This is a genomic window from Marinobacter sp. SS13-12, from assembly GCF_030227115.1.
Taxonomy (GTDB): Bacteria; Pseudomonadota; Gammaproteobacteria; order Pseudomonadales; family Oleiphilaceae; genus Marinobacter.
In genome coordinates this window covers 2,556,411-2,581,893 of the sequence record NZ_JASSUA010000001.1, presented here as the reverse complement: position 1 = coordinate 2,581,893, position 25,483 = coordinate 2,556,411, and the positions used below count along the sequence as shown (strand labels likewise).

The 25,483-nt window shown below is 54.9% G+C and carries 19 protein-coding genes; 2 read left to right on the top strand and 17 right to left on the bottom strand.

The genetic code is table 11. From position 1 onward, the window contains the following. Window positions 1-163: 163 nt before the first annotated feature. From QPL94_RS11815 to prpD, 11 genes are all read right to left on the bottom strand, one after another. Window positions 164-1,951, bottom strand: a complete 1,788-nt coding sequence (locus QPL94_RS11815) for an asparagine synthase-related protein (RefSeq protein ID WP_285357538.1) — start codon at window positions 1,949-1,951, stop codon at window positions 164-166. 3 nt (window positions 1,952-1,954) lie between these two features. Then, a complete protein-coding gene (locus tag QPL94_RS11810; RefSeq protein ID WP_285357537.1) occupies window positions 1,955-3,073 on the bottom strand; it encodes a glycosyltransferase family 4 protein in 1,119 nt (372 codons plus the stop codon). Between the two features lie 21 nt (window positions 3,074-3,094). After that, window positions 3,095-4,075 (bottom strand): GNAT family N-acetyltransferase, encoded by a 981-nt coding sequence (locus QPL94_RS11805; RefSeq protein WP_285357535.1) that lies wholly within the window; start codon window positions 4,073-4,075, stop codon window positions 3,095-3,097. Beyond that, window positions 4,072-5,385 carry a FemAB family XrtA/PEP-CTERM system-associated protein gene (locus QPL94_RS11800; RefSeq protein ID WP_285357533.1) on the bottom strand — a complete coding sequence of 438 codons (1,314 nt, stop codon included), beginning with the start codon at window positions 5,383-5,385 and terminating at the stop codon, window positions 4,072-4,074. Before QPL94_RS11800 ends, QPL94_RS11805 begins: the two co-directional genes overlap by 4 nt. A 21-nt stretch (window positions 5,386-5,406) precedes the next feature. Next, the gene (locus QPL94_RS11795; RefSeq protein ID WP_285357532.1) at window positions 5,407-6,273 is read right to left on the bottom strand and encodes an XrtA system polysaccharide deacetylase; all 867 of its coding nucleotides are present in this window, start codon (window positions 6,271-6,273) and stop codon (window positions 5,407-5,409) included. Window positions 6,274-6,311: 38 nt separating this feature from the next. Then, entirely contained in the window at window positions 6,312-7,598 is a 1,287-nt protein-coding gene (locus QPL94_RS11790; protein ID WP_285357530.1) for an outer membrane beta-barrel protein, read from the bottom strand. Next, window positions 7,591-8,508: a P-loop NTPase family protein gene (locus tag QPL94_RS11785; protein ID WP_285357528.1), complete on the bottom strand. Its 918-nt coding sequence runs from the start codon at window positions 8,506-8,508 to the stop codon at window positions 7,591-7,593. The genes QPL94_RS11790 and QPL94_RS11785 overlap by 8 nt, the downstream gene beginning before the upstream one ends. Continuing rightward, window positions 8,508-10,034 carry an XrtA system polysaccharide chain length determinant gene (locus tag QPL94_RS11780; protein ID WP_285357527.1) on the bottom strand — a complete coding sequence of 509 codons (1,527 nt, stop codon included), beginning with the start codon at window positions 10,032-10,034 and terminating at the stop codon, window positions 8,508-8,510. The genes QPL94_RS11785 and QPL94_RS11780 overlap by 1 nt, the downstream gene beginning before the upstream one ends. A 52-nt stretch (window positions 10,035-10,086) precedes the next feature. Next, window positions 10,087-10,731 carry an XrtA/PEP-CTERM system exopolysaccharide export protein gene (locus tag QPL94_RS11775; RefSeq protein WP_285357526.1) on the bottom strand — a complete coding sequence of 215 codons (645 nt, stop codon included), beginning with the start codon at window positions 10,729-10,731 and terminating at the stop codon, window positions 10,087-10,089. A 59-nt stretch (window positions 10,732-10,790) separates the two neighbouring features. Next, on the bottom strand, window positions 10,791-12,203 hold the full coding sequence (locus tag QPL94_RS11770) for a TIGR03013 family XrtA/PEP-CTERM system glycosyltransferase (RefSeq protein WP_285357525.1): 1,413 nt from the start codon (window positions 12,201-12,203) through the stop codon (window positions 10,791-10,793). Between the two features lie 174 nt (window positions 12,204-12,377). Continuing rightward, window positions 12,378-13,862 carry a 2-methylcitrate dehydratase gene (gene prpD, locus QPL94_RS11765; protein WP_285357524.1) on the bottom strand — a complete coding sequence of 495 codons (1,485 nt, stop codon included), beginning with the start codon at window positions 13,860-13,862 and terminating at the stop codon, window positions 12,378-12,380. Window positions 13,863-14,321: 459 nt separating this feature from the next. Between prpD and QPL94_RS11760 the strand changes: the two genes are divergently transcribed. Together QPL94_RS11760 and QPL94_RS11755 are read left to right on the top strand one after the other, a co-directional pair. Next, window positions 14,322-15,953 (top strand): FAD-binding oxidoreductase, encoded by a 1,632-nt coding sequence (locus QPL94_RS11760; protein ID WP_285357523.1) that lies wholly within the window; start codon window positions 14,322-14,324, stop codon window positions 15,951-15,953. Between the two features lie 119 nt (window positions 15,954-16,072). Continuing rightward, complete coding sequence (locus tag QPL94_RS11755) at window positions 16,073-16,912, top strand: PEP-CTERM/exosortase system-associated acyltransferase (RefSeq protein WP_285357522.1); 840 nt, start codon at window positions 16,073-16,075, stop codon at window positions 16,910-16,912. A 98-nt stretch (window positions 16,913-17,010) separates the two neighbouring features. Here the strand turns inward: QPL94_RS11755 and QPL94_RS11750 are convergent, their stop codons facing one another. The 6 genes from QPL94_RS11750 to QPL94_RS11725 all read right to left on the bottom strand — a co-directional run bounded on the left by QPL94_RS11750 (window position 17,011) and on the right by QPL94_RS11725 (window position 25,445). Then, complete coding sequence (locus QPL94_RS11750) at window positions 17,011-17,823, bottom strand: THxN family PEP-CTERM protein (protein WP_285357521.1); 813 nt, start codon at window positions 17,821-17,823, stop codon at window positions 17,011-17,013. A 529-nt stretch (window positions 17,824-18,352) separates the two neighbouring features. Next, window positions 18,353-19,537, bottom strand: coding sequence for a 2-methylaconitate cis-trans isomerase PrpF (prpF, locus tag QPL94_RS11745; RefSeq protein WP_285357519.1), 1,185 nt, complete (start codon window positions 19,535-19,537; stop codon window positions 18,353-18,355). A 144-nt stretch (window positions 19,538-19,681) separates the two neighbouring features. Further along, a complete protein-coding gene (gene acnD, locus QPL94_RS11740) occupies window positions 19,682-22,294 on the bottom strand; it encodes a Fe/S-dependent 2-methylisocitrate dehydratase AcnD (RefSeq protein WP_285357518.1) in 2,613 nt (870 codons plus the stop codon). Next, complete coding sequence (gene prpC / locus QPL94_RS11735) at window positions 22,291-23,421, bottom strand: bifunctional 2-methylcitrate synthase/citrate synthase (protein WP_285357516.1); 1,131 nt, start codon at window positions 23,419-23,421, stop codon at window positions 22,291-22,293. Before prpC ends, acnD begins: the two co-directional genes overlap by 4 nt. Window positions 23,422-23,558: 137 nt before the next feature. Continuing rightward, a complete protein-coding gene (gene prpB / locus QPL94_RS11730) occupies window positions 23,559-24,446 on the bottom strand; it encodes a methylisocitrate lyase (RefSeq protein WP_285357515.1) in 888 nt (295 codons plus the stop codon). 318 nt (window positions 24,447-24,764) lie between these two features. Next, window positions 24,765-25,445, bottom strand: coding sequence for a GntR family transcriptional regulator (locus tag QPL94_RS11725; protein ID WP_285357514.1), 681 nt, complete (start codon window positions 25,443-25,445; stop codon window positions 24,765-24,767). Between the last annotated feature and the right edge of the window lie 38 nt (window positions 25,446-25,483).

Below are 25,483 nucleotides of genomic sequence, written 5' to 3'. Positions count from 1 at the left end.
ATCATCGCCCTCTGTAACGCGATGAAGCATGAAGACCGGTAAGCGGCCAGGGCATATCAACCGGTAGAAACCCGTCTCGCCCAGAATGTTTGCCCATTTCAGCACCTGCTCCTTCAATGCTTTTCTCCCAATAAAAACGGTCGTGCCTCTGACATTCTGCTAATTACTCCTGCTTCCACCTGAGAAACTTTGATTCCATCTCAAGCAAACTTACGTCCAGTGTCATCAACCACCACAACATTCGGGTTGAAGACTGCACAGTTTCAATGTCATCGCTATTCAGTTTCACACCCAGAACCTTGCTAATTCCCCCGCCGTTGGCGAGAACCCTGTCCAGATAGGGCTTGAGATTATTGGTGAGCCAGGCCTTTTCCGGAGTTTCAAAGCCAATCTTGGGCCATTCAATAACTGAAGAATCGATGCGCCGCCTGCAAACTTCCCTTAATGCTGGCTTGGCATTGCCTGCTTCATCAAAGCGATGCTTGTATGGAAGTTGTCTCGATATTTTGAGCATCCCCTCCGAAAGAAAAGGATAGTAAACAGGGATGCTTGAGTCATAAGACAACTTGCTATTGCGCTCCAGCATACACCGCAGGAATAGGGAAATATTTGCTTCTAGGCTTTTTCCTACGATGTTGGTTGATTTATAGGCACTCAATGGGATTCCGTAAAACTGGGATACCCCCAACTTAGCCGCGACAGAAACCTGCTGCTCTCCGTAATCTATCGTAAACAGGTTGCCTAGCAGCGATTCAAGATCGTTAGTCAGTATCCGCCTCAGGTGGGCACGTTTGCCAGGACTAACCCTGTCAACAATCATTGAGATAATCGGTTTTAGAAAATCAGGAACCCGGCTCGCCAGCGTTGTTTTTTTCTCTATATTTTTAATCGTTCGGTTGGTTTTGGTACCAAATAAAGCATCTGCCCCATCACCACCAATGATGGCGTCGAAGCCCTGGATCTCCTGGAAAATCCGGCGCACGACAATGTTATTGATGTGCCTTGAGGGCCCCTCAAGCATTGTAACTACGTCAGAAAAAACCCGGTCCAGATCATCCAGGTTCAGCCTGACAATTTCATGCCTCAGGCCCAATTTTTCTGCGACGTAAACGGCCCTTTCCAGTTCGGGGTTATCAAAACCTTCTATCTCACAGGAATATGCCACGCAGTCCGCAAAATGTTTCTTAGCGTAGGCGGCCATTATTGATGAGTCGACGCCACCACTCAGCAACACGGCAACCCTGTTCACCGTCCTGCCAAGGCTGGCAAACTCCCGATCCAGTGCTTTCTCAATGCGGCTGACCACATCATCAAAATCAAGCGTTTCGTCAGGCTCTATCACCAGAGGGCAAGGCTTGACGTGACTTTCAGTGACACGCCCACTGGATATGTTCACGACACCGTTATCATGCACTTTTGCAATCCCTGAAATCAGGCTTTCAGGTGCACGACAGAACCCCAGCCAGAAGCTGCTCGTTAAAGCTGTTGATGGCACAGAGAGTTTTTCTACCCAGGGTAGCAGAAGGAAGGTTTCTGATGAGACAGCTACATGTCGTTCGCCGGAGTTGTAATACAGTGGCCTTGTTCCGAATGTGTCCGTCATCAACCGGACGTCACCGGTGTTGAGATCACATACAACCAGAGAAAAACAACCTTCAAAGTCGTCTTTCAACGGGTCGTTCTGTTCCTCAAACAGCGGTAAAAGGTCTTTGGCATCGTCTGAGTATGCTGACGAGACGCTGGAGTGGCGGAAGTAACCTGTCAGAATAAATAACAGACTGAGGGAGTCATCCCGATGGATGCTCACCTTGCCTGAGTATGCGACCTGAATGCAGTCGTGGGAAAACGTCTTTATGCTTACCTCAGGAGGCGTCGACTCCTGCAGTATAGCGTGCACTGACTCAGAGCCAGCCGCCCTGCCTTTATTGATATATGCCAGGAACCTGGACATCCATTATCCGTCCCTTTTCTTGTTGACCAATTGATTATAGGTGTCTTTATAGCTCGCCAACATGGATTGCAGAGAGAAGCGATCCTTGGCGGAGCGCCTCGCCTCATCGATTACGCCTTCACGCGTCGACTGCCCCATCAACTTCTGAATGGCCATCACGATGGCCCCAGGGTCTTTTACCGGCACCAAAATGCCTGACACTCCGTCTATGATGATTTCTTCCGGACCACCACTTCGAGTGGCGATCACGGGTACCCCTGCCATCATGGCCTCCACGGTGGAAATGGAAAAGCCTTCAGATACGGAGGGCAACAGGAAAATATCAGCCTGCCTGAGGATATTGGCCACGTCCTGCCGAAAACCCAGCCAATGGATATTGGGTTGTCTGGGCGCATTTGCGACCTGGTCCATCAGTTTATTGAAGAGATTTTCCTTTTGGTGCCCGACAACGACAAAATGAACTTTCGGGTCCCTGTCCGCCATGGTGACCGCGGCGTCTACCAGGTGTTCATACCCTTTCGCAGGGCGAATGTTGCCTATGGAGACCACCAGGGTTGCGTCCTGCGGGAGCCCCAGCTCCTCTTTAAGCCCCGATGCGGGGGCACCACTGAAGGTCTCGGGGTCCACACCGTTGTAGATGAGTTTCAGCTTATGGGTGGACAAGGGGCTGCGATCAGCCAGCTCTTGCTGGAGTCGCTTTGAAACGCACACGATGCTGGAGGCACCGCGCCCTATGAGGAAAAATTTCACCCGTAAGAATCGTTCTCTTGAGGCGACATCCACGGCACCGTGAAAGGTTGCAATCATGGGCTTTCTGCATATCAGGGCCAGCAAAGCACCATAGACGTTTGAGCCGAGAAGGTGGGCGTGGATAAGATCCACCTTCTCGCGCAGGATCAGCTGCCGCAGTGCCTTGATGTAGCCAAGATTGAAGCTGCCCTTGGAATCGATAATGTGTGGTTTAATACCAAGGCTACGGACCCTGTCTGCCACCCATCCTTCGCCACGCAATACCACAATGTTGCGGAATTCTGTCTGCTCCAGCTCTTTAAGCAGGTTGGTGAATACGGTTTCTGCGCCACCTGGCCCCGTGGTATCTATAAGATGCAAAATGGTCGTCATAGCACTCCCTGCCACAGTGATTTACCCTCTCATCCAGTAAAGGGCGCGAAACAGAACACTTTTCACCAGCATTATGGATATGAATTGGTACTGGTCAGTTGCAAACCGGGATTTGTAGTCTTCCTTCTTGCCCCAGCCAGCCAGCAAATCCAGCCTTCGCGTGTCCGGCGCGTTAAACGCGTCTTCGATGGCATACCCCAGGTGCAGAGAGCCAAGGGATAACTTTTTGTGGAAGTTTTCATCAAATCCCGCCTGAATATTGTATATAACGCCGCGATAGCACACGTTGTAAAGCACTGATACCACATCGCCGCCACAATACAGAGCGCACAGCATAGGCTTGCCCCCTTCTTCCTCAACCCGGGACAGAAACTTTTTGTGGAACTCCAGGCTGGTGGGCGTTACACAGTTTTTCTTCCACCTTGCCAGGTGAAACCGGTTAAGGTGCTGAAAGAAAGCATCGACGTCGGACGGCCAGAGGTTTTCTTCGCGGACGCGCCCTAGTGACTCCAGGACTTTCCGGCGATTGAACAGGCGCAAGCGGCTGTTGGCACCAAGGGAGGCCGTATAGTTTTCAAAGCTGCCGGAGGTCGACACTGCATAACCGTTGTCTGAAGCGGTAATCCTGAAGGCCCAGTTATGTGTGGCAGCAATGGTCACCAGCGCAGACAGCTCTTCAGAGCCAGTCCGCAGGTCGTTAAAAACGGCTTCTGTCCAGGGCTGATCCTGTAGCACCTCTTCCATTTCTCGTAATAGTGGCTGGCCGCTCAGGTTGTCGGGGCAGAACTGGTTGTACTCCGTTCTGGGGGTTCTCAGCTCACGATAGCTGGTTCCAACAAACTGGAGTGAGCGTACTGGCAGCAACCCTTTCAGCCGATACCTCGACTCGTACAGGCCCGATACCTGGCCGTCCCACTTCCTGACCAGTCTGAAGCCTTTTTGATTGCCCCAGGTATCCCACCATGCGCTTTGCCAGGCCTTGGTCTGGAACAGACTCATCATGGTAGTCCCTTAACGATGTGGGGCCCCAGCAGGTTCGTCAGCACCACTGGCATTCGTTGCCAAACGGCTATCAACAGCCTGAATTTCGGGTTGTTCGGATTGAGTGCCGGCAGCTTCTCACCATCCGGTAGCACATAGTCCCAGTAAAGCTTCAGTGGCTGCGCGCCCCACTGCTGTTTAAAGCGATAGGTGCCAGCATCCCGGCTGCAGCGTCCGAAATCAAACACCTGCAAACCCCGCTGGACTGCAAATTCCAGAATCTTCCAGTACATGCTCATGTTGATACTGGTGTGGTTATACCGGCGCAGGGTCGACGCCCAGGGAATCTCCATCCTGCCGTGGTAGCCGGTGAGAAACGCACAGCCAACGGCTTGTCCATCTATCCGTGCAACCACCAGCCAGGCCTGGCCTTCCAGGGCTTTCAACAGATTGGCGAAAAAGACCTTACCGTAAACGGGGGTGCCAAGGTCGCGCATGTTGACCGAGAAAACCCGATAGAATTCGTCGAGCAGCTCAGGCCCACCAATGGTGAATTCGGACATTTCCCGCTGGCCCCGACGTATCTGGGCGCGCACCTTGGGCTGGAAACTGTCCCAAAGCTCATCGGTGTTCTCCGGCAGTGGCAACCAGAAGGTGACTTTGTCGGTCTTTTGCGGCAGGCCCAGGGCGTTATCCTGGCAAAAACGGAGCTCCAGGTGCGTTGCATTAACCTCCTCGCGCCAGCGGTCCGCCTGCGCAATCAGGTCCAGGGCGATGTCCCGGTTGTTCGCCAGCAACCCGCCATAGTTGAAATAGGGCATGGCCACAAGAAAGTTACCGAACAGACGGCTGTTGAGCTGGACCAGGGGAAGAACCCCAACAACGCTACCGTTTTCGTCGAACGCACAGAAATACCTGGCGCTGTGCCCGTAGGTATTCTCGATGAACGTGGAAACTGCCGGGCGGTGCCATATTGATGCGGCCGGGTGGTCGGCCAGATAGGCCTCGACTGCACCAACGCTGTCTGCGCTGCTTCTCTCAACTCTTATTGCGCCGTGAGAAGGTTTATTGGCGACAGCCGGGGGAACGTCGATGGTACCAGGGGACCATTTATTGGCTGTCCGGGTTTTATTGAGCTGTTGTTTGAGCAGTTTCTGAAGCTGCTTGATCTCATCGGAGACCTGCTTCAGCTCGTCGATCAGTTCATCGGCATTGTTGCCGGATTGCCTGGCTTCGCCCACCAGGCGGCTCAGGCGGCCTTTGGTGTTTTTAAGTTCATCAAGCCGATCTTTCGAGCCCTCCAACTTGGGCTCAGGCATCTCCATTCCCATTGCGCTATCCTTAACAGTCTCTTAGACGACAACAGCACCAGCGGGTATCTTTGTCTCCGATAGTACATCTGAAACCGAGCCGAAACGGAAGTCCTCAAGCAACTGCTCGAGCCTCCCCATGCATTTGTTCAGGTTGTTATAGTGCCTGAATCGTGAAAGTGGTTTGACTTTCAACCTGGGCTGGCCGGTATCGATCTCCCATGGGTGAAGATAGAAAATGAAGGGCTGCCCTGCCCTGTTTATTTTCCCCAGTCCCCACCGGCTCAGCCAATATGGGTACAGGCGGAAGTAACCACCTCCGGCTATCGGCAACCGGTAGTTCCCCAGCGGGCATGTGGAGAGCGGGAATTCGATTAATGTACCACCACCGGGCGCTTCCAGGCGATAGGGCTCATGGGGCGTTCCCGGCATTCCGTAGCGGTCATGGTGTACCGGAAAAATGGAAGAGTCCCAGGTAAACCCTTCCTCGCACAGAATATCCAGTGCCCAGCGAGACTGCGCAGTAATGGAGTAACTGGCCGCCCTGTAGCCGGTAATTGGTTCACCGGTGATGTCTTCCAGTAGCTGTTTCGATTTTCGGGTTTCATCCCGGAACACGTCCGGTGTCTGATTGTAAACCAGCTGATGACTGTAACCGTGGCTCGCAATCTCGTGCCCGGCTTTCTGGATACGCCTGACCAGTTCAGGGGACCGCTCAGCAACCCAGCCAAGAGTGAAGAACGTCGCTTTTACGCCCCTTTGTGAGAATAGCTCCAGCAGCCGATCGGTGTTGGCCTCGACGCGGTATTCCATCGATGCCCAGTCATTCCGGTCTACGGCTTCCGCAAGAGCCGCCACCTGAAAATAATCTTCCACATCGATGGTCAGCGCATTCTTTGTCACTTCCATATTGCTCCAGATCCTAGACGTACTAATGCGACTGAATATCAGAAAAACCGGTAGTCAAGGCTCAGTGAGGCCCAGTTCTCGTGGTATTCGCTGATTCCCGAATCACTGTCCCGGGTGGTGTGACCAACGCGACCGCTGATATCGAGATCCTGAGTCAGCTCGTAAACCAGACCAATGTCTGCACTATAGGTGTCATCGTTCAGGTCGTCAGCAAATGTACGATGCTGATACCTGGCCCTTGTCTGAAGAGAAAGCAAGGTTGAAATCGTACGACTGTGATTAATGAAAAAACCGACGCTGTCTTCAACTTCGTCTGTCCTGAAGTAATGTGATCGGTTGGCGAATACGCCTACATCGATACTTGATGCATCACTGAATTGGCGAACAAAACCTGCGTCCAGTGCCGTTACCTCTACCGCACTGGTTTCACGCAGGTTGAAGACAACTTCGCCGAACCTGATGTCAAAATCGGACGTCTGATCCGTCAGCTCACGGCTGCCTCTGACATAAGCCTGCGTGACAGGGTTGATCTCCCGGTCAAGAGAGAAATTCCATACAATTCCATCGTTCGTCTGGGTGTTGCCTCCGAAACGGCTCTCTATTTCACTGACGCCAATGCTTCCCGATAAGCTTGTCGCCTGCCAGGATTTCGAGAAAAACAGACTGGCCACGTCAGTATCTATTTCAGCGCCGGTATCCAGTTCCGCCCGATTGGTACTGAACTGAAGTCCGCCTGAGAGTGTCTGGCTGAATATATGGTTCCAGCTGGCTGTGCCGATGTAACGCTCACTATCGGTATCTTCCGGCTCACTGAAATCGGTATTCTGATACTTTGTGGAGAACGTTAGCTGGTCCAGCTGGCCAAGCATCAACGAGTAAACCGGCCCGGTCTGAAAAACGTTTTTACGTGTGCGGTTATCCGGCGTTTCGCTGGCTCTGGCGTTCTGTGTGACGTCTCGCAAGTTATCTGACACTTCCCAGGAAAGGCCCCTCGCTATTTCACAATCTCCGGCAAAATCCAGAGCCACATAATTCTTGGGATCAAATGTATCGTTGCGCCAGACCCCGTAACCGACATCTGCTGCGGTCCGCGCCTCACACTTGCCTGGATCGGTCTGATGCGTCAGTGACAGGTCGACTCTGGTTTCAGTATCACTGGTTTCATTCGATGACGTACGTCCTACGTTGTCGCTGAACCGGCTGGTCAGCCCACCTGACAGGGTCAGTGGCTCTGCCTGGACGACATTGGTTGCGGCAACGGCCGCACAAATGACAGTAAACCTGAAAAATTCTGGGCACTTCCGTGGCCCGGCTAATCTAGCCATTTATGACAGCTCCAACAAATTTTTCCGGGTTGAATGCAGAAGCCGCCTGCTCAATACCGTTAACGGTCATGCCCCCGTGAGGAATAACCAGCATCGCGTAATCACACAGATCGGCGAGAATACGCGCGTCAGGTGATTCGGTAATCGGCGCTGTGTCCAGCACGATAAACCTGTCTGGATACCGCCTCCTTACAGCCTGCAGAAACTGCTTCATGCGAAACGAGGTAAAGAATTCACTCGGCGTTTCACGCCTGCTACCCGCGGGAATCAGGCGTAGCCTCGGGATACCGGTGGGATAAAGAATGCGTGAAATATCAAAATCAGAATCGTCCAGAAAGTCAGTCAACCCGGCATCAGGAATAATATCAAGGGTCGAATGGAGTGCAGGATTTCGCAGATTGCAATCAATGATCAGAGCCGTTTTGGCCTCGTCAAATGCAAAAGCAGCGGCCAGGTTCAGTGACACAAAGGATGCCCCGGCGCCAGTACCGGCCCCACTCACAACCATTGTGAAATTGTTACCACCGGATTTTTCCAGCAATTTGGTGCGAAGGTTGCGGAAGTGGTTAACGAGTCTCCTGTTACTGGATTCCGGATAGATTATTCGCCTTTCATCCAGGTCATCCGGGGTTAGCCTGCGCGGCTCCTGCATCCGGACAATCTGTTTACTGATGACGTATCTGTCTACGGTGCCGGGGCCAAGCTCGAGCGAGCTGGGCACAAGCATTCGTGAATCGTCCCAATCGGAGTAAGACCTGCCTCCGGCTAGCTCGCCGCCCTTGCCATTACCACGCCCTCCGGCCCCGGGTTGATAGTCGCCATCCACATTTCTGACGGGGTTGTCTTTCTCGGCGTCTCGATCCGGATTTTCGAAGAGTTCGTTATCCTGGTCTGTTCTGGAATTGTTCATCAAAATACTCCAAACACTGCAGCCAGAGCGACGGCGATATAGGCCCCGGCGACGACCACCGCCATTACCGAAACGGCCAGGGTTATCCTGCGATCCCTTCGTTTTTCAAAAGGCGTACGCACTTCAGGAAATTGCTCCAATATCGACAATTCGAGGACATCCTCAACCTGTTCCCGGGAACGTACTCTCGGGTCAACCTGCAATAGCGCGGCGACAGCACCAAATGGCGCCACTAACCCGATAAACAGGCCTGCCAGGGCGAACATCGAGAATTTTGGCCCTGACGGGCCATTGGGATACTGTGCGGTTTCATTAATCCTGTAATTGAGCCCCTGGCCTTCAATATCGAGGTGCATGGAAACCCGTGCCGTCTCCCGGCGTTTAAGGAGATCGTTATAAATCTCCTTGTTAACTTCCAGGTCTCGTGTCAGATCTGAGTATTGCGCCTTGTTTTCCTGAATCCGCTCCATTCGCGTTGCTTGCTCGGCAATCAGCCGTTCAAGTGACTGGATCCGCGTTTCCACGGTCTCAATCTCGGTATTTGTGGTAACCAACGTAGACCGAATATCCTGGTAGACCGGATTGGCAATGTTGACATCACCGAACGACTCTGGAGACTCCATCTGGTTGTCGAGTGCTCGCTGTCGTTGCTTCCGAAGCTCTGCAATCTGTTCCCGGAGAATGACTATGTCCGGATAGGTGTCGTGGTAGCGCAAACGCAAGGAATCCAGTTGTTCTTCCATGGAACTGATGCGCTGCTGGTAGGCATCTACGGTCTGCCCCTGTCTGATTCTGGGGTCGATCTCGGCCATTTGCCTTTCAAGGGCATTTGCGCGGGTTTCAAGCTCTTCTTTTTCAAGCTGGGCCATTTCCAGGCGACTTTGAAGGTTGGATAAGCGGGAGTTAGCGGCGGCCTCGGTTCCGTCAACATTTTCTGACAGGAACTCCTTCAGGCGCTTCTCCACACCGGCAATCTGCCGTTCATAACTTTTGACCTGTTTATCGATAAAGTCATAAGCCGAACGACTTTCCGCCCTTTTTCGATTGCTGTTCTCTTCTATGAACGACTGCCCCAGTTTCTGCGCAATCTGGAAGGCTTTGAGGGGGGAAGACGCTGAATAGCCAATGCTGAAGTAGTTGTCACCCCGCGTAGCCACGGACATATTACTCCGGATACCACTTATGCGGCCTGCCAACGCTTCCGAGCTCATATCATCAGCGTTTTCGCCAAAAATCTCTGTGTCCCTGGCGATTTTCTCCATGACGCTACGGGACCAGAGCAGTTCCCTGGCAGCCGATGCTTTCTCACTAATCCCGGTTGTGACGGCCCGGCCTTCCATTAACGGCTGAATGATATTTCTGTCGTCTACAAAAATAATCACCTGGGATTGGTACTTGTATGGCCACAGAAACCCTGCCGCCAGTACCGCAAAACTGACGGCCGCGAACACAAATAACGCAAGCCATTTGCGGGTTCGGATCTCACGAACAGTTTCTATCGGTAACCGACTTAGTGGAAGTGCCATAGTAATTACCTGCTACCTGGAGGCGCGAGCTGGTTTTCAATTCCCGACTTCATCAGAGACGTCTCTCTGGCACCGTCAGAATATCGCCCGGCCTCAGCCTGTAATTGGTCGAAATGTCACCTCGGGTCAGTATCTCATCCAGTTTGATAGGAATGGCGACAACCTCTCCGTTAACCATCCGATACAATACCGAGTTGTTTGCAGCGGCAAAGGGAGACAAGCCACCTGAGTTCAGCACCATATCCAGTACTGTCATTCCAGAACGGTGTGGAACGGATGTAGGTTGCTGAACAGCACCGGTTACCCGAACACGGTCACTGAATTCGTGACTCCCCATACTGGTCACAACAACACTCACCTGGGGCTCACGAATGTATGACTCGAGGCGCAGCTCGATATCGCTCGCCAGTTCTTCCGGTGCCAGCCCACTGGCCTGAACGTCGCCAGCGAGGGGAACCGAGATCTTCCCGTCCGGTCTGACGGGTACAGAAATGCTCAGATCATCGTTGCGCCAGACTGAAACCCGGACAACGTCGGTCGCCCCCAGAATGTACTGGTCGACACTGTTGGTGGTATCAACGGCGAGGGCGTTCTGAATCTTTTCGGGTGATGAAGTGCGAGGGCCGGCACAACCCGCAACGAGTGCTACCGCAGTAAGGGACAGCAAAAGTCCCCTCAATGAATACTTCGATGACATTATGATTCCTCTCTGGTTCCATGTCTGATTCCATGTCTCGGGGAGAGCTGGTCCCGAAACTACCTTGATCCTTTCTTGAACAATACCACTTCTACTGTCTGAATTATAATCAATAGGTCGAGCAACAAACTCTGGTTCTTGATGTAGTAGAGGTCGTACCGGAGCTTTTCCCGGGTATCCTCTTCGTTATCTGCATAAGCAAAGCAAAGCTGGGCCCAGCCCGTCAATCCCGGTTTGACCCGGTGGCGCTCGCTATAGAAGGGAATCTTCTCCGACAGCTGCTCTACGAACACCGGCCGTTCAGGGCGCGGGCCAACGAAGGCCATGGTGCCATTCAGTACATTAAAAATTTGTGGCAATTCGTCAATGCGCACCTTGCGGATAAATTCTCCTACCCGGGTTACCCGTGCATCATTCTGGCTGGCCCAGACGGCACCGTTTTTTTCGGCGTCGGTTCTCATGGAACGGAATTTATAAACCTTGAACACACTGCCGTTCAGCCCTACCCGCTCCTGGCTATAGAAAATGGGCGCCTTGCGGCCATCCTCGATCTTGATGGCAATGGCAGTCAGCAGCATCAACGGCAGGCCGGCCAGCAGAAGAACGGTAGCCGACAGTATGTCCAGGGAACGTTTGCCGAACCCGAACACGGAAGAAACGGTAAATCCGTCAGAAAACACAAGCCAGCCACGGGTGACCATTTCCAGGGCTACCTTTCTGGATTCCCTCTCGTAGAATGAAGCGCCATCCACAATTCGTACGCCTTCCATCTTGCATTCCAGAAGGTCTTCCATGGGCAGCCCTTTGCGGCGGTCGTCCACGGCCACCACGATTTCATTGACCGGATGCTTGAGAATGTACTGCTGGAGTGTGGTGGGGATGTTCAGCAGGTAGTCTTCACCGATCTCGACCGGTTCGTCCGGCAGGGGCACGAAGCCGGTCAGGATAAAGCCCTTGCGATTGAAAGGCGTCCTCAGGTCTTCATGAATCTGCCTCGCGCGGAAGCCTGCACCCAGCACCAGCACCTTTCGCTTGAAGGTTTCCTTGCCAACGGTGGCAAAAAAGAGCATTCGGGCAATGCCCAGCAGAAAGAATCCGAAAACGGACCCTGTCGTCAGTACACTGCTGGACCCTATGTACCAGAGCCACTCATCAGATAGCAGATTGGCAAATCCACACAACGGAATGCTTACGATCAGCGCCATGATCGTGCGCAGCATCATGCCCGACATGCCTTCTTCCAGGCGAGACTGATGAACACCGAGTGCTACCATGACCAGCAGGTTCATTGCCGAGAACACAACTGCTGATGGCAGCAGGAAATTCAGGTTCTCAAGGAAGAAGGAAACATCACCGAAATAGCGAAAGAACACCGCCAACGCGAAGGCAAGCGCGAGCACCAGAAAATCAATCAGGCCAAGAATGACGTACGGAAGGTGGATATAGTGTCTGAACAATCTGACGTGGGCCACGCCAACTCCTTTTGCTGCTCACAACTATGACGATACGCATCCAGTGCGTTTACATACAGCGTTACGTGAACAGCAGTGTACTGTAAATTTCTGTAACTGCAATCGTCGGCGAACAAAACGAACGTCTTCGGATGCAAAGGAAACTGACACACCTGTAACTTTTTTGTATCACCGTCATATTACAAAAAGCTCGGTGAACTCGTGCACGGGTGTGCTTTCCAGCGCCTTCTGGTCCTTACAGAGCTGGAATATCCGCTCACAGCGCTGTCCTGGGAACCGGGTGGCAAGATTGTTGCGGAACTTGTCTTCCAACAGCGGGATCCCCTCCTTTCTGCGTCGGCGGTGGCCGATGGGGTATTCAACCGCGACTTTGTCGGTGCTGCTGCCATCAGTGAAGAACACCTGTATGGCATTGGCGATTGAGCGCTTGTCCTCTTCCAGGTACTCGCGGGTGTACCTTTCGTCTTCCACAACTTCCATCTTTTCACGAACCTGGTCGATGACCCGATTGGCCTCATGAAAGCTGTCTTCGTAATGCTCGGCCGTCAGGCTGCCGAAGATCAGTGGCACTGCCGCCATATATTGCAGGCAGTGGTCCCTGTCCGCAGCGTTCGCCAGCTTACCCTGTTTGGAGATAATGCGAATGGCGGACTCGTGTGTAGTGATAACAATGCGATCAATCTCGTCGAGGCGGTGTTTTACCTGTGGGTGCAGAGTGACCGCTGCTTCCGCCGCTGTCTGGGCATGGAACTCCGCCGGGAAGGAGATCTTGAACAGGATGTTTTCCATCACGTAGGAGCCGAAGTCCTGGGGTAAAGAAAACTGACGCTTGTCCTCGGGCTTGAGCTCCTGGTCTTTGTTGGTTTTGCTGAACAGCACATCGTAGAAGCCCCATTGGGGCGCAGTCAGCGCGCTCGGAATGCCCATTTCTCCCCTCATGGCGATGTCGGCCAGGCGCACCGCTCGGGAAGTGGCGTCGCCTGCTGCCCAGGATTTGCGGGAACCTGCGTTTGGCGCGTGGCGATAGGTGCGTAATGACTGACCATCCACCCAGGCGTGGGACAGCGCTGATAACAGTTGCTCCCGGTTTGCGCCCATCAATTTTGCGGTGACGGCAGTGGATGCCACCTTGACCAGCACGACGTGGTCCAGTCCTACCCGGTTAAAAGAATTTTCCAGTGCCAGCACACCCTGAATTTCATGGGCCATGATCATGGCTTCGAGCACATCCTTCATGGTCAGGGGCGCTTTGCCATCTGCCACCCGTTTCTGGGAAAGATGGTCAGCCACCGCAAGAATACCCCCCAGATTGTCTGAGGGGTGGCCCCATTCGGCCGCAAGCCAGGTGTCGTTATAATCCAGCCAGCGGATGATGCAGCCGATATCCCATGCGGCTTTTACCGGGTCAAGCCGGAAGGATGTGCCCGGAACACGAGCACCATGGGGGACCACCGTGCCATCAACGAACGGGCCGAGGTGTTTGGTGCATTCCGGAAATCGCAGGGCGAGTAAGCCACAGCCTATTGTGTCCATCAGGCAGTTGCGGGCCGTGTTCCAGGCTTCTTTGCTTTTTATCCTGTAATTGAGGGTGTAATCGGCAATGGTCTGGATGAGCTCATCGTAGTCGGGGCGTTCGTTGAGATCGAATGTTGCTGACATTTAACTGTTCTCCTGATCCTGAGGATTATTTGTTTGAGCCTAGTTGAAGAACCTGTGAAATTCAGTGTGTATGTATCTATATTATCACTATATTTATCACATATATGTCGGCTTTACATACACAAATATAACAACCAAACGATTTAACCAATCCCGATTTCAACCATTTAAATAATAAAAGGCCGACTGAAATGCGTAGACCTACTTTAGTTGACAAGTTATCACATAAATCAGTTTAAATTTTCTTAATATACAATCTCCACACTATTTCTCCGATTTCACTTTAACTGCTTGTTTGCAATTCAGTTCTTTAGCGCAGTTCCTTTTCGAAGCCGTAATGCTGCAGCATGGTCCTGATTGCCTTATCTCGCCTATAATCACCCCGCCAATGATGAACAACCCGTCAGTAAACTTTAACGACGTATTAATAAATGGCGTCGATTAATCATGGAAATGCCAGTGAATAGCACCTCTACCGAGTCTGCAATTGCCGAATGGACCACTATTCTGGGTGAATCCGGCGTCGTTGTAGCCCGCGCAGCTCGTGCAGAGGACGTTGGCGCCTCCACAATAGGAACAAAGCGCTCTATTCCGGCTGTGCTCCGTCCAGAGACCCGGGAGCAGGTAGCAGCGGTTCTACAGGTCGCTCAACGGTGGCAGGTCGCTGTCTACCCTGTGAGCACCGGCAATAACTGGGGCTACGGAAGTGCCAATCCGGTCGAAGATGGCTGCGTCATCCTTGATCTTGGCGGACTTGACCGTATTTCCGATTTTGATCCCGAGTTGGGCGTCGTCACCGTTGAGCCCGGCGTAACGCAAGGCGCTCTCAGAGACTTCCTGGACCGCCATGACGGTAATTACCTCGTTCCGGTGACCGGCGCAGGCCCTACCTGCAGTATTCTTGGTAACGCGCTTGAACGGGGTTATGGCATCACGCCGATCACTGACCATTTCGCTGCGGTGACAAAGCTGGAAGCGATTCTTCCCGACGGCACCCTTTACCGGACACCCCTCAGCGAGCTTGGCGGTGCCGAAGTAGACGGGCTGTTCAAATGGGGCCTGGGTCCCTACCTCGACGGGCTTTTCAGCCAGGGGAATTTCGGTGTGGTTGTGAATATAACCATTGCCCTTGCGCCAGTGCCTGACACCGTGACTGCATTTTTCTTTTCCACCAAAGACGACGCCAAACTGGAAGCACTGGTGCCCACGGTTCGGGCTGTGCTGCGAGCACTCGGCGGTTCGGTTGTGGCGATCAACCTGCTTAACAGCCAACGCATGCTCTCGATGATGACGCCCTTCCCAGAGGATAGAGCCGTCGACGGTGTTCTTCCTGCGCACGAAATTGAAACTCTCGCCGACCGTCATGGTGTTCCGGCCTGGAGCGGGGTCGGCGCGATTTATGCTTCAAAAGAGGTGGCCAAGGCAGCCAGACGCACGCTACGGCGGCTTCTCGGGCCGGTGACTGACCGTCTCATCTTTATCAACCGGCGGAAAGTTGACGCAGTACGGAATATTGCCCGCGTACTGCCTGGCAGGTTGGCTACACGGGTCAAAGGCATGGCAGATACGCTCTCGGGCGCACTGGAAATCATGCATGGCACCCCGAATGATGTCGCTCTGGCGCTGGCCTATTGGCGCTCAGGCACCCTGCCAGACGCCGGTCAACCAAAAAACCCAGCACGCGACGGTTGTGGGCTGATCTGGTTCGCGCCGCTGGTTCCGATTCGGGGAAACGACGTTCGACGCTATATCGATATGATTGAAAGAATTTGCCCTCAGTACGGTGTCAATCCGTTGATTACGTTGACCACCGTAAATGATCGCTGCTTCGACTCTACCGTTCCCCTGCTTTTTGATCGCAGGGACGCGAAAGCGACAGAACGGGCCAATGACTGCTATCGCGCACTGTTCGACGCGGGGCAAAAAGAAGGTTTCCTGCCCTATCGCCTCAATATCGACGCGATGGGCATTCTGAATACCGGTGGCTCAGCTTTCACCCGAGTTGCGAGTCAACTGAAAGCTGCAGTCGACCCCAATTGCATCCTGGCGCCCGGACGTTACGTGCCCAGGATCCAGCGTTCCGAGGTCTGATGAGCTGTAACCTCGATACACCCGTAGTACGCCGTCAAACGGAGTTTAACCGGCGCTTTTTTATCACTGCGACTATCGCCCTAACAGCTCCCTGAACGGGACAGAATGAGGATCCAGAAATGAACACAGGGTTTGCACTCCACCAAGAAACAGAAAACACAAAAGATCAGGAAATACAGGAAGACGTCAGCACTATTTTCAACTCGGTATTCAATGTCCAGTTGGCGACGTCTCCTGAGGTAATCAACAAGGTCTTCGAAGTCCGGTACCAGGTCTATTGCATTGACCGGCATTTTGAAGACCCTGACTGCTTCGCCGATAAACGCGAGCACGATGCCTACGACCCGCGATCGGCGCACGCTCTGATCCGGCACCGAATAACGGGAGACAGCGTCGCCGCGGTTCGTCTCGTCATGGCCGGCGACAGCCCGGAGCATTCTGACTTTCCCATGGAAGGGCCCTGCATCCACCGGATGGACAAGCCTGCTCGGGATGCCTTTGCAGGCGCACGCCGTGAGCAGATAGCAGAGATATCCCGCATGGCAGTCAGCCGGGAATTCCGGCGGCGCCTGAATGAGGACGCTTCGGCCGCTGGTATCAGTGATCTCGCCTGCTACAGCGATTCGGAAAATGGCAGACGCGCCATGCCGTATATCAGCCTGGGGCTTTTTGCCGGCATTCTCCAGATGTCCGTCAGACACGGCATAACCCACTGGATGGCAATCATGGAGCCTGCACAGCTACGCCTGTTGAAGCGATTTGGGGTGGAATTTGACCATGTGGGGCCTGTGATGGAATACCACGGCCGTCGCCGCCCTGCCTTCACCGAAGCAGCGTCACTGATTGACGGTATCAAGAAGCGTCGTCCGGATGTCTGGTCGCTGATTACTGACGATGGCCGATACTTGCCGGCGAAACCGGATACCGCCTATCAGGTAAAGGAAAGGGAGGTTGCCTGACCCCACGACGGAGCCGGCCTGAAAACAAAAAAGCCCCCGCCAGAAGCGGGGGCTTTTACTTTCAGCACTTTCGTCTAAACATTATAGCCGTTCAAACATTATGCTTTTGCTGCTTTTTTCCTGCGTGACAGACCCAGTCCGGCGAGGCCCAGGCCCAGCAGTGCCAGGGTGCCTGGCTCAGGAACCTCTGTAGCTGTAATGCGGAACCGGGTGTCAAAGTTATTCACCTGGCCTTCTTCAGTGAGAAGACCAATACACCCGGCTGAAGCGCCTGCTTCTGCACAAGTTTCGGCTCCAAGGTAGGCCAGACCAGCCAACTCGAGGTATACCGTATAGGTGTAGTCGTCAATGGTGAACGACGGTGACGCGAACTCGAAGCCGTCATCAGTTTCTACGAGTCCAAGATCACCGATGTTGTCAATGGTGAAAATGTCATCGCAGTTGGAGACCGAAGCAGACACACAATTCCCATTATTCAGGGTTTCATTGAAGAAACTCTCGAAGGTACGGGATGTCGGAGGCAGGGAACCACCAGCCGGATCAAAAGGGGTCAGCGTCAGTGTGGAGGTCAGATCGAAGCTGGCCAACGCCGTACCACTGGCAGGGAGTGTATTGTTGGTATGGGTGAATGTTCCACCCATCACGTAGCCCCCGTTTGTGATAAGGCCACTTGGCTCATTTACATCCGTGATCGAAACAGACGACTGCGGATCACTGATGCCCCACGACAGCTTACGGTCTGAGTCCGAAGCTGTAACGGCGCCGTCTCCACCTGTGTCCGTCCAGTCGGAGAATGAGCTGTTTACCTCATATCCCCAGTCGGTGATCATCACCGCGCTGGCGGATTGCGCGCCCAGTGCGAAGGGCACGACAAGAGAAGCTAGAAGAGTTCTTTTAAATGCAGTTTTCATAGGTTGTTCCTCCTTGATTATGGACGCTGCCACCTTGAATCCAAGTCGCATGCCAGCGGTCTATTGTTATATAGCATCATCCATACCAAATATTTAAACCTATTGTATTTCAACGAACTGGGATTAAACCGCAATCAATGAAAAGGTTCAGGTGTAAGCATATTCGACATTGATGGAGGCTTAATGCATCGCCTTATGCGCCATGTGCTTTTTTGCGATGCATTTAAGGCGTAAGTAATTAGTATCGCTCATAACAAAACCATTCAAGCCGGTCTTTTTATAGTTATTTATAATTAACGACGGACTTAAACAGCGCCCCGAGCTCAAGTTGCGTAAATAATACTGACACCAGGAAAACGGGCACGGTTGTATGAAACCCTTGATGAAGCTGTTGGCAGTGGCTGGAGTCGATCAGTGCGGTTGTCGGATTACGCCTCCGGCTAATCCGACCTACGTGAATTGAGCTCTACCCGCGTAGGTCGGATTAGGCCCAAAGGGCCGTAATCCGACACATCCCCGACACCCCCTTCTACGACACGAACGAATCCCCGGGCACCCTTACCCAACCTTCCATAAGCACACGCGCACTGCGGCTCATGATGGCTTTGGTGGCGGTCCACTGGCCGTTTGCCTGGCTGGCCTCTGCGCCGACCTGCAAGGTGCCGGACGGATGACCGAAGGTCACAGACGTGCGGTCGCCACCACCGGCCGCCTGATTCACCAGTGTTCCCGGAACGGCAGCAGCGGTGGCGATGGCGACGGCGGCGGTTCCCATCATGGCGTGGTGGAGCTTGCCCATGGAGAGGGCGCGCACCAGTACATCGACATCCCCTGCCCCGATGGTTTTACCGCTTGATGATACGTAGTCCGACGGCTTGGCCACGAAAGCGACCTTGGGGGTGTGCTGACGGCTGGCAGCCTCCTCCACGCTCTGGATCAGGCCCATCTTCACGGCGCCGTGGGCGCGGATGGTTTCGAACATGGCCAGGGCTTCGGGGTTGCTGTTGATGTCATCCTGCAGTTCCGTGCCTTTATAGCCGATGTCTTCCGCGTTCAGAAAGATGGTTGGTATACCGGCATTGATCATGGTGGCCTTGAGTGTGCCTACTCCGGGCACTTCCAGGTCGTCCACCAGGTTGCCGGTGGGGAACATGGCGCCTTCGCCGTCGGCCGGGTCCATGAATTCCACCTGCACTTCCGCCGCCGGGAAGGTGACACCATCCAGCTCAAAATCGCCGGTTTCCTGCACTTCCCCGTAGGTGATGGGCACGCGGGCGACGATGGTTTTTTTGATGTTGGCCTGCCAGATACGAACGGTGGCGGTGCCGTTTTCCGGAATACGGTCTTTGGCAACGAAGCCACCGTTAATGGCGAAGGCGCCCACGGCAGCGGTGAGGTTGCCGCAGTTGCCGCTCCAGTCGACAAAGGGCTTGTCGATGGAGACCTGGCCGAACAGGTAATCCACATCGTGGTCTGGCTGCGTGGGCGCGGCCAGGATGACGGTTTTGCTGGTGCTCGAGGTGGCGCCGCCCATACCGTCGATTTGTTTCTGGTAGGGGTCCGGGCTGCCGATGACCCGGAGCAGGAGTTTGTCACGGGCTTCGCCCGGGGTTTGTGCTACCTCTGGCAGGTCTTGCAGGCGGAAGAAGACGCCTTTTGATGTGCCGCCTCGCATGTAGGTGGCGGGGATTTTGATTTGGGGGGTGTTGGGCATGGGGGTACCTTTTTGGATTGGGGGTCGGAATCGGAGTTGGGTGTCGGATTACGCTTCGCTAATCCGACCTACGGGATGTCCACGGTAACTCTGGCGTAGGTCGGATTAGGCCCAAAGGGCCGTAATCCGACATCTTCATGCAGGCTACGCAGCCCCTTCCGATTGAAGGAAATCCTCCGCAAACCGCTGCAATACCCCACCGGCACTGTAAATCGACACTTCCTCCGCCGTATCCAACCGGCAAATAACCGGCACACGCTCGGTGCTGCCGTTCTTGCGGTGAATAACCAGCGTCAACTCAGCACGCGGAGCGGCGGTGCCTTCCACGTCGTAGGTTTCCGTGCCGTCCAGGGCCAGGGTCTTGCGGGTGGTGCCTTCCTCGAACTGCAGGGGCATCACGCCCATACCCACCAGGTTGGTCCGATGGATGCGCTCAAAGCCTTCGGCCACAATCGCTTCCACACCGGCGAGAGCAACGCCCTTCGCCGCCCAGTCACGGGAGGAGCCCTGCCCGTAATCCGCGCCGGCGATGATGATCAGCGGTTGCTTGCGTTCCATGTAGGTTTCGATCGCTTCCCACATGCGGGTGACTTTACCTTCCGGCTCGACTCTGGCCAGAGAGCCCTGCTTCACGTTGCCGTTTTCGTCCCGGACCATTTCATTGAACAGTTTCGGGTTGGCGAAAGTGGCGCGTTGGGCCGTTAGGTGGTCACCACGGTGGGTGGCGTAGGAGTTGAAGTCTTCCTCCGGCACGCCCATTTTGTGCAGGTATTCACCGGCGGCACTGTCCATCAGGATGGCATTGGACGGTGACAGGTGGTCCGTAGTGATATTGTCTGGCAGCACGGCCAGCGGGCGCATGCCCTTGAGGGTTTTCTCCCCCACCATGCCGCCTTCCCAATACGGCGGGCGACGGATGTAGGTGCTCTGGGGGCGCCAGTCGTAATTCGGATTGGTGTTGGCCTGGGCATCCCGGGTGATGTCGAACATCGGAATGTAGGTGCTGCGGAACTGCTCCGGCTTCACGCTGGCTTTGACGATGGCGTCGATTTCCGCATCATCCGGCCAGATGTCCTTCAGGGTGACCGGATTGCCGTCTTTGTCGTAGCCCAGGGCATCCTTTTCGATGTCGAAGCGGATGGTGCCGGCAATGGCGTAGGCGACCACCAATGGCGGTGACGCCAGGAACGCCTGCTTGGCGTAGGGATGAATCCGGCCATCGAAGTTGCGGTTACCGGAAAGCACGGCGGTGGAATACAGATCCCGGTCGATGATTTCCTTCTGGATTTTCGGATCCAGGGCGCCGCTCATGCCGTTACAGGTGGTGCAGGCAAAGGCCACTACACCGAAACCGAGCTCTTCCAGCTCCGACATCAGGTTGGCTTCTTCCAGGTACATCTTGACCGTCTTGGAGCCCGGTGCCAGGGAGGTTTTCACCCAGGGCTTGCGGGTCAGGCCCAGCTTGTTGGCGTTACGGGCGATCAGGCCGGCAGCCACCATGTTGCGGGGGTTACTGGTGTTGGTGCAGCTGGTGATGGCCGCAATGATGCATGCGCCGTCCGGCATCTTGCCTTCTTCCTTCACCCATTCGCCGGCAATACCACGCTCGGCCAGTTCGGAGGTAGGCAGATGCGCGTGCGGGTTGGAAGGGCCGGCCAGGGTGCGCTTGACCTGTGACAGGTCAAACTTCAGCACACGCTCGTATTCGGCGTTTTTCATGCTGTCGGCCCAGAGGCCGGTTTCCCTGGCGTAGGTCTCAACCAGGGCCACCTGATCATCTTCCCGGCCGGTGAGCTTGAGGTAATCGATGGTCTGACCGTCGATGTAGAACATGGCCGCCGTGGCGCCGTATTCCGGGGTCATGTTGGAGATGGTGGCACGGTCGCCGACGGTGAGGCTGTCGGCGCCTTCGCCGTAGAATTCCAGGTAGGCACCTACCACCCGCTCCTTGCGCAGAAATTCGGTGATGGCCAGAACCATGTCCGTGCTGGTGATGCCAGGCTGGATTTTACCGGTCAGCTCAACGCCAACGATGTCCGGCAGGCGCATCATGGAGGCGCGGCCGAGCATGACGCTTTCGGCTTCCAGGCCGCCGACACCAACGGAGATAACGCCCAGGGCGTCAACCATCGGCGTATGGCTGTCAGTGCCCACACAGGTGTCCGGGTAGGCAACGTGCTTGCCTTCCCCGTCCGGGCGGTTCTGGATCACCGGGGACATCTTTTCCAGGTTGATCTGGTGCATGATGCCGTTGCCCGGGGGAATCACATCCACGTTCTTGAACGCTGTCTTGGTCCAGTTGATGAAGTGGAAGCGGTCGTCATTGCGGCGGTCTTCCACGGCGCGGTTTTTCTCGAAGGCATCCTTCTCGAAACCGGCGTGTTCAACGGCCAGGGAATGGTCAACGATCAGCTGCGTTGGTACCACGGGATTCACCTTGGCCGGGTCGCCGCCCTTTTCCTTGATAGCGTCACGCAGGCCGGCCAGATCTACCAGGGCTGTCTGCCCCAGGATGTCGTGGCAAACCACGCGCGCCGGGTACCAGGGGAAGTCCAGGTCGCGCTTGCGTTCGATCAGCTGTTTCAGGGAATCCGTCAGTGCCTCCGGGTCGCAGCGGCGAACGAGCTGTTCTGCCAGGATTTTGGAGGTGTACGGGAGTTTGTCATACGCGCCGGGCTGGATGTCTTCCACGGCCTGGCGGGTATCGAAATAGTCCAGGTCGGTGCCTGGGAGGGGTTTGCGGTAATTTGTGTTCATTGGCGCTCCTCAATCGGCACCCACTCCGAATGCGCCGGGCCGTTGTAATCGGCGCTGGGGCGGATGATGCGGTTGTTTTCGCGCTGTTCCTTCACGTGGGCTGTCCAGCCGGATACCCGGGACATCACGAAGATGGGGGTGAACAACTCGGTGGGAATGCCCATGAAGTGATACGCGGAAGCGTGGAAGAAATCGGCGTTGCAGAAGAGTTTTTTCTCGCGCCACATCACTTCCTCGCAGCGTACCGAAACCGGGTACAGCACGGTGTCGCCCACTTCGTTGGCGAGCTTTTCGGACCACTTCTTGATGATGGCGTTGCGGGGATCGGACTCACTGTAAACCGCGTGGCCGAAGCCCATGATCTTCTCCTTGCGCTCGAGCATGCCCAGCAGGCCCTTCTCGGCTTCGTCGGGCGTCTTGAACTTCTGGATCAGAGCCATGGCTGCTTCGTTGGCGCCGCCATGCAGCGGGCCGCGCAGGGTGCCGATGGCACCGGTTACGCAGCTGTGGATATCAGACAGCGTGGAGGCGCAGACACGGGCACTGAACGTGGAGGCGTTGAACTCATGCTCGGCATAAAGAATCAGCGATACGTTCATGACGCGCTCGTGCAGCTCATTGGGTTTCTTGCCGTGGAGCAGCTCGAGGAAATGGCCACCGATGGAGTCCACGTCGCTGGCTGTGTCGATGCGCACGCCTTCGTGGACGAAGCGGTACCAATAGGTAATGATGGCCGGAAACAGGGCCAGCATGCGGTCGATCTTGTCGTCCTGCTGGCTGAAGTCGGTTTCGGTTTCCAGGTTGCCCAGCATGGAGCAACCGGTGCGCATGACATCCATGGGATGAGCGTCTTTGGGGATGTGTTCGAGCACGGATTTCACGGCGTACGGCAGTTCGCGCAGGCTCACCAGTTTCTGTTTGTAGGCATCCAGTTCCTGCTGATTGGGCAGTTTCCCTCGTAGCAGCAGGTACGCCACTTCCTCGAACTGGGCGTTTTCGGCCAGGTCGCTGATGTCATAGCCACGATAGGTCAGGCCGGTGCCGGACTGACCCACGGTACACAGTGCTGTTACGCCGGCTACCTGCCCGCGAAGGCCAGCGCCTCCGAGTTTTTTTGCTTCTGCCATGGTGTTCTCCCCCTCATGTTTTTGTTTGTCGGATTACGGCTTCGCCTAATCCGACCTACGGTTCGCGTCTTTCCGAGTTCGTGTAGGTCGGATTAGGCCCGCAGGGCCGTAATCCGACAAGCAGGCCCAAATCGTGACTAACCCTTCTTCTGCTGGAACAACTCATCCAGCTTCTGCTCGAAGTCGTGGTAGTTCAGGAAGTCGTACAGCTCCATCCGCGTCTGCATCAGGTCAACCACGTCTTTCTGGTCGCCCTTCTCAAGTATGTTTTCATACACCAGCAATGCGGCCTTGTTCATGGCGCGGAAGGCACTTAGTGGATACAGCACCATACCGGCGCCGGCCTCTGCAAGCTCCTTGCGGTTGTACAGTGGCGTGGCGCCGAATTCGGTGATGTTGGCCAGTACCGGTACGTTCAGGGCTTCAGAGAAGGCTTTGTAGTGTTCCAGTTCGGTGACGGCTTCGGCGAAGATGCCGTCGGCGCCGGCTTCGATGCAGGCTTTGGCACGTTCGATGGCGGCTTCGAGGCCTTCTTTCTGGAAAGCGTCGGTGCGGGCCATGATGAAGAAGTCGTCGTCTTCACGGGCATCCACCGCAGCCTTGATACGGTCGACCATTTCTTCCTGGGACACGATTTCCTTGTTGGGACGATGGCCACAACGCTTCTGGGCTACCTGGTCTTCAATATGGACCGCAGCCGCGCCGGCGCGTTCCATTTCACGGATGGTGCGGCCGATGTTGAAGGCTCCGCCCCAGCCGGTGTCGATGTCGACCAGCAGCGGTACGTCGGTGGCTGCGGTGATGCGGCGAACATCTTCAACCACGTCGTTCATGGTTGTGATGCCCAGGTCGGGCAGGCCGTAGGAGGCGTTGGCTACGCCGCCGCCCGACAGATAGATGGCCTGATGGCCGACCTTTTCCGCCATCATGGCGGTGTAGGCGTTGATAGTGCCTACGATTTGCAACGGGTGGTTTTCTTTCAGGGCTTTGCGGAAGCGGGCGCCTGCGGATGGTTTTTTGGACATGCTGTTGGCCTCTCTATACTGGTGGATTCTTTTTGTCGGATTACGCCTTTGGCTTTTATGCCCTTCACGGGTAAATCCGACCTACAGGTTTGGTTGATGCTTTTTTGTCGGATTACGCTGCGCTAATCCGACCTACGTTTTTGGTGTTCTACCTTGGCATTTGTAGGTCGGATTAGCCGAAGGCGTAATCCGACATGGTTCGTTGCACCCCGCGCAAACGTCAGCTTTGTAGGTCGGATTTACCCGTGAAGGGCATAAAAGGCCCACAGGGCCGTAATCCGACAACCCACGGCTGGTTCGTTGCACCCCGGGCAACCATCAGATTGTCAGGCTGCCGTTGTGGATCTTGGTTTCTATGTTTTTGCGGGCGGCGTTGATGTGGCGTTTCATCAGGAACTCCGCCAGTTCGCCGTCGCGCTGGGCGATGGCTTCTGCGATTCTTCTGTGCTCTCCCAGGGCCATGTGGGGCCGGCCGGAGGAGGTGCTCAGGCGATAACGGTACATCCGGACCATATAGTAAAGATCACCCAGCAGCATTTGCGCGAGTTTTGTGTTGCGGCTACCGGTGGCGATGCGGTGATGGAAATCGTAATCACCTTCCGCCTGATAGTAGGCCTGGCCCTGGGCCTGCTCGATCATCTGTTCGTGGGCGTCGAGGGTAGCGTGGAGGTCTGCAATTTCCTCGTCGGTCATTCGTTCGGCGGCCTGACGGGCGGCAAGGCCTTCCATGGTTTCACGAATGCGGTACAGCTCCATGAGCTCCTCTGCACTCACGGACACCACCTTTACTCCGGCATGGGGCCGGCGGACCAGCAATCCTCGGGATTCGAGTCGGCCAAGGGCCTCCCTCAAGGGGCCACGGGTCAGATTGAAACGGGAGCAGAGTTCCACTTCGCCGATTTTTTCGCCGGGAACAAGATCGCCTTTGACGATGGCCGTTTGCAGACAATCGAAGGCTTCGTCGGCGCGGGTGTAGGTTTGGATGGCGGCTTCGGGCATAGTTTGTCAACATTAGCGACTGTAATGACCCGAAATTT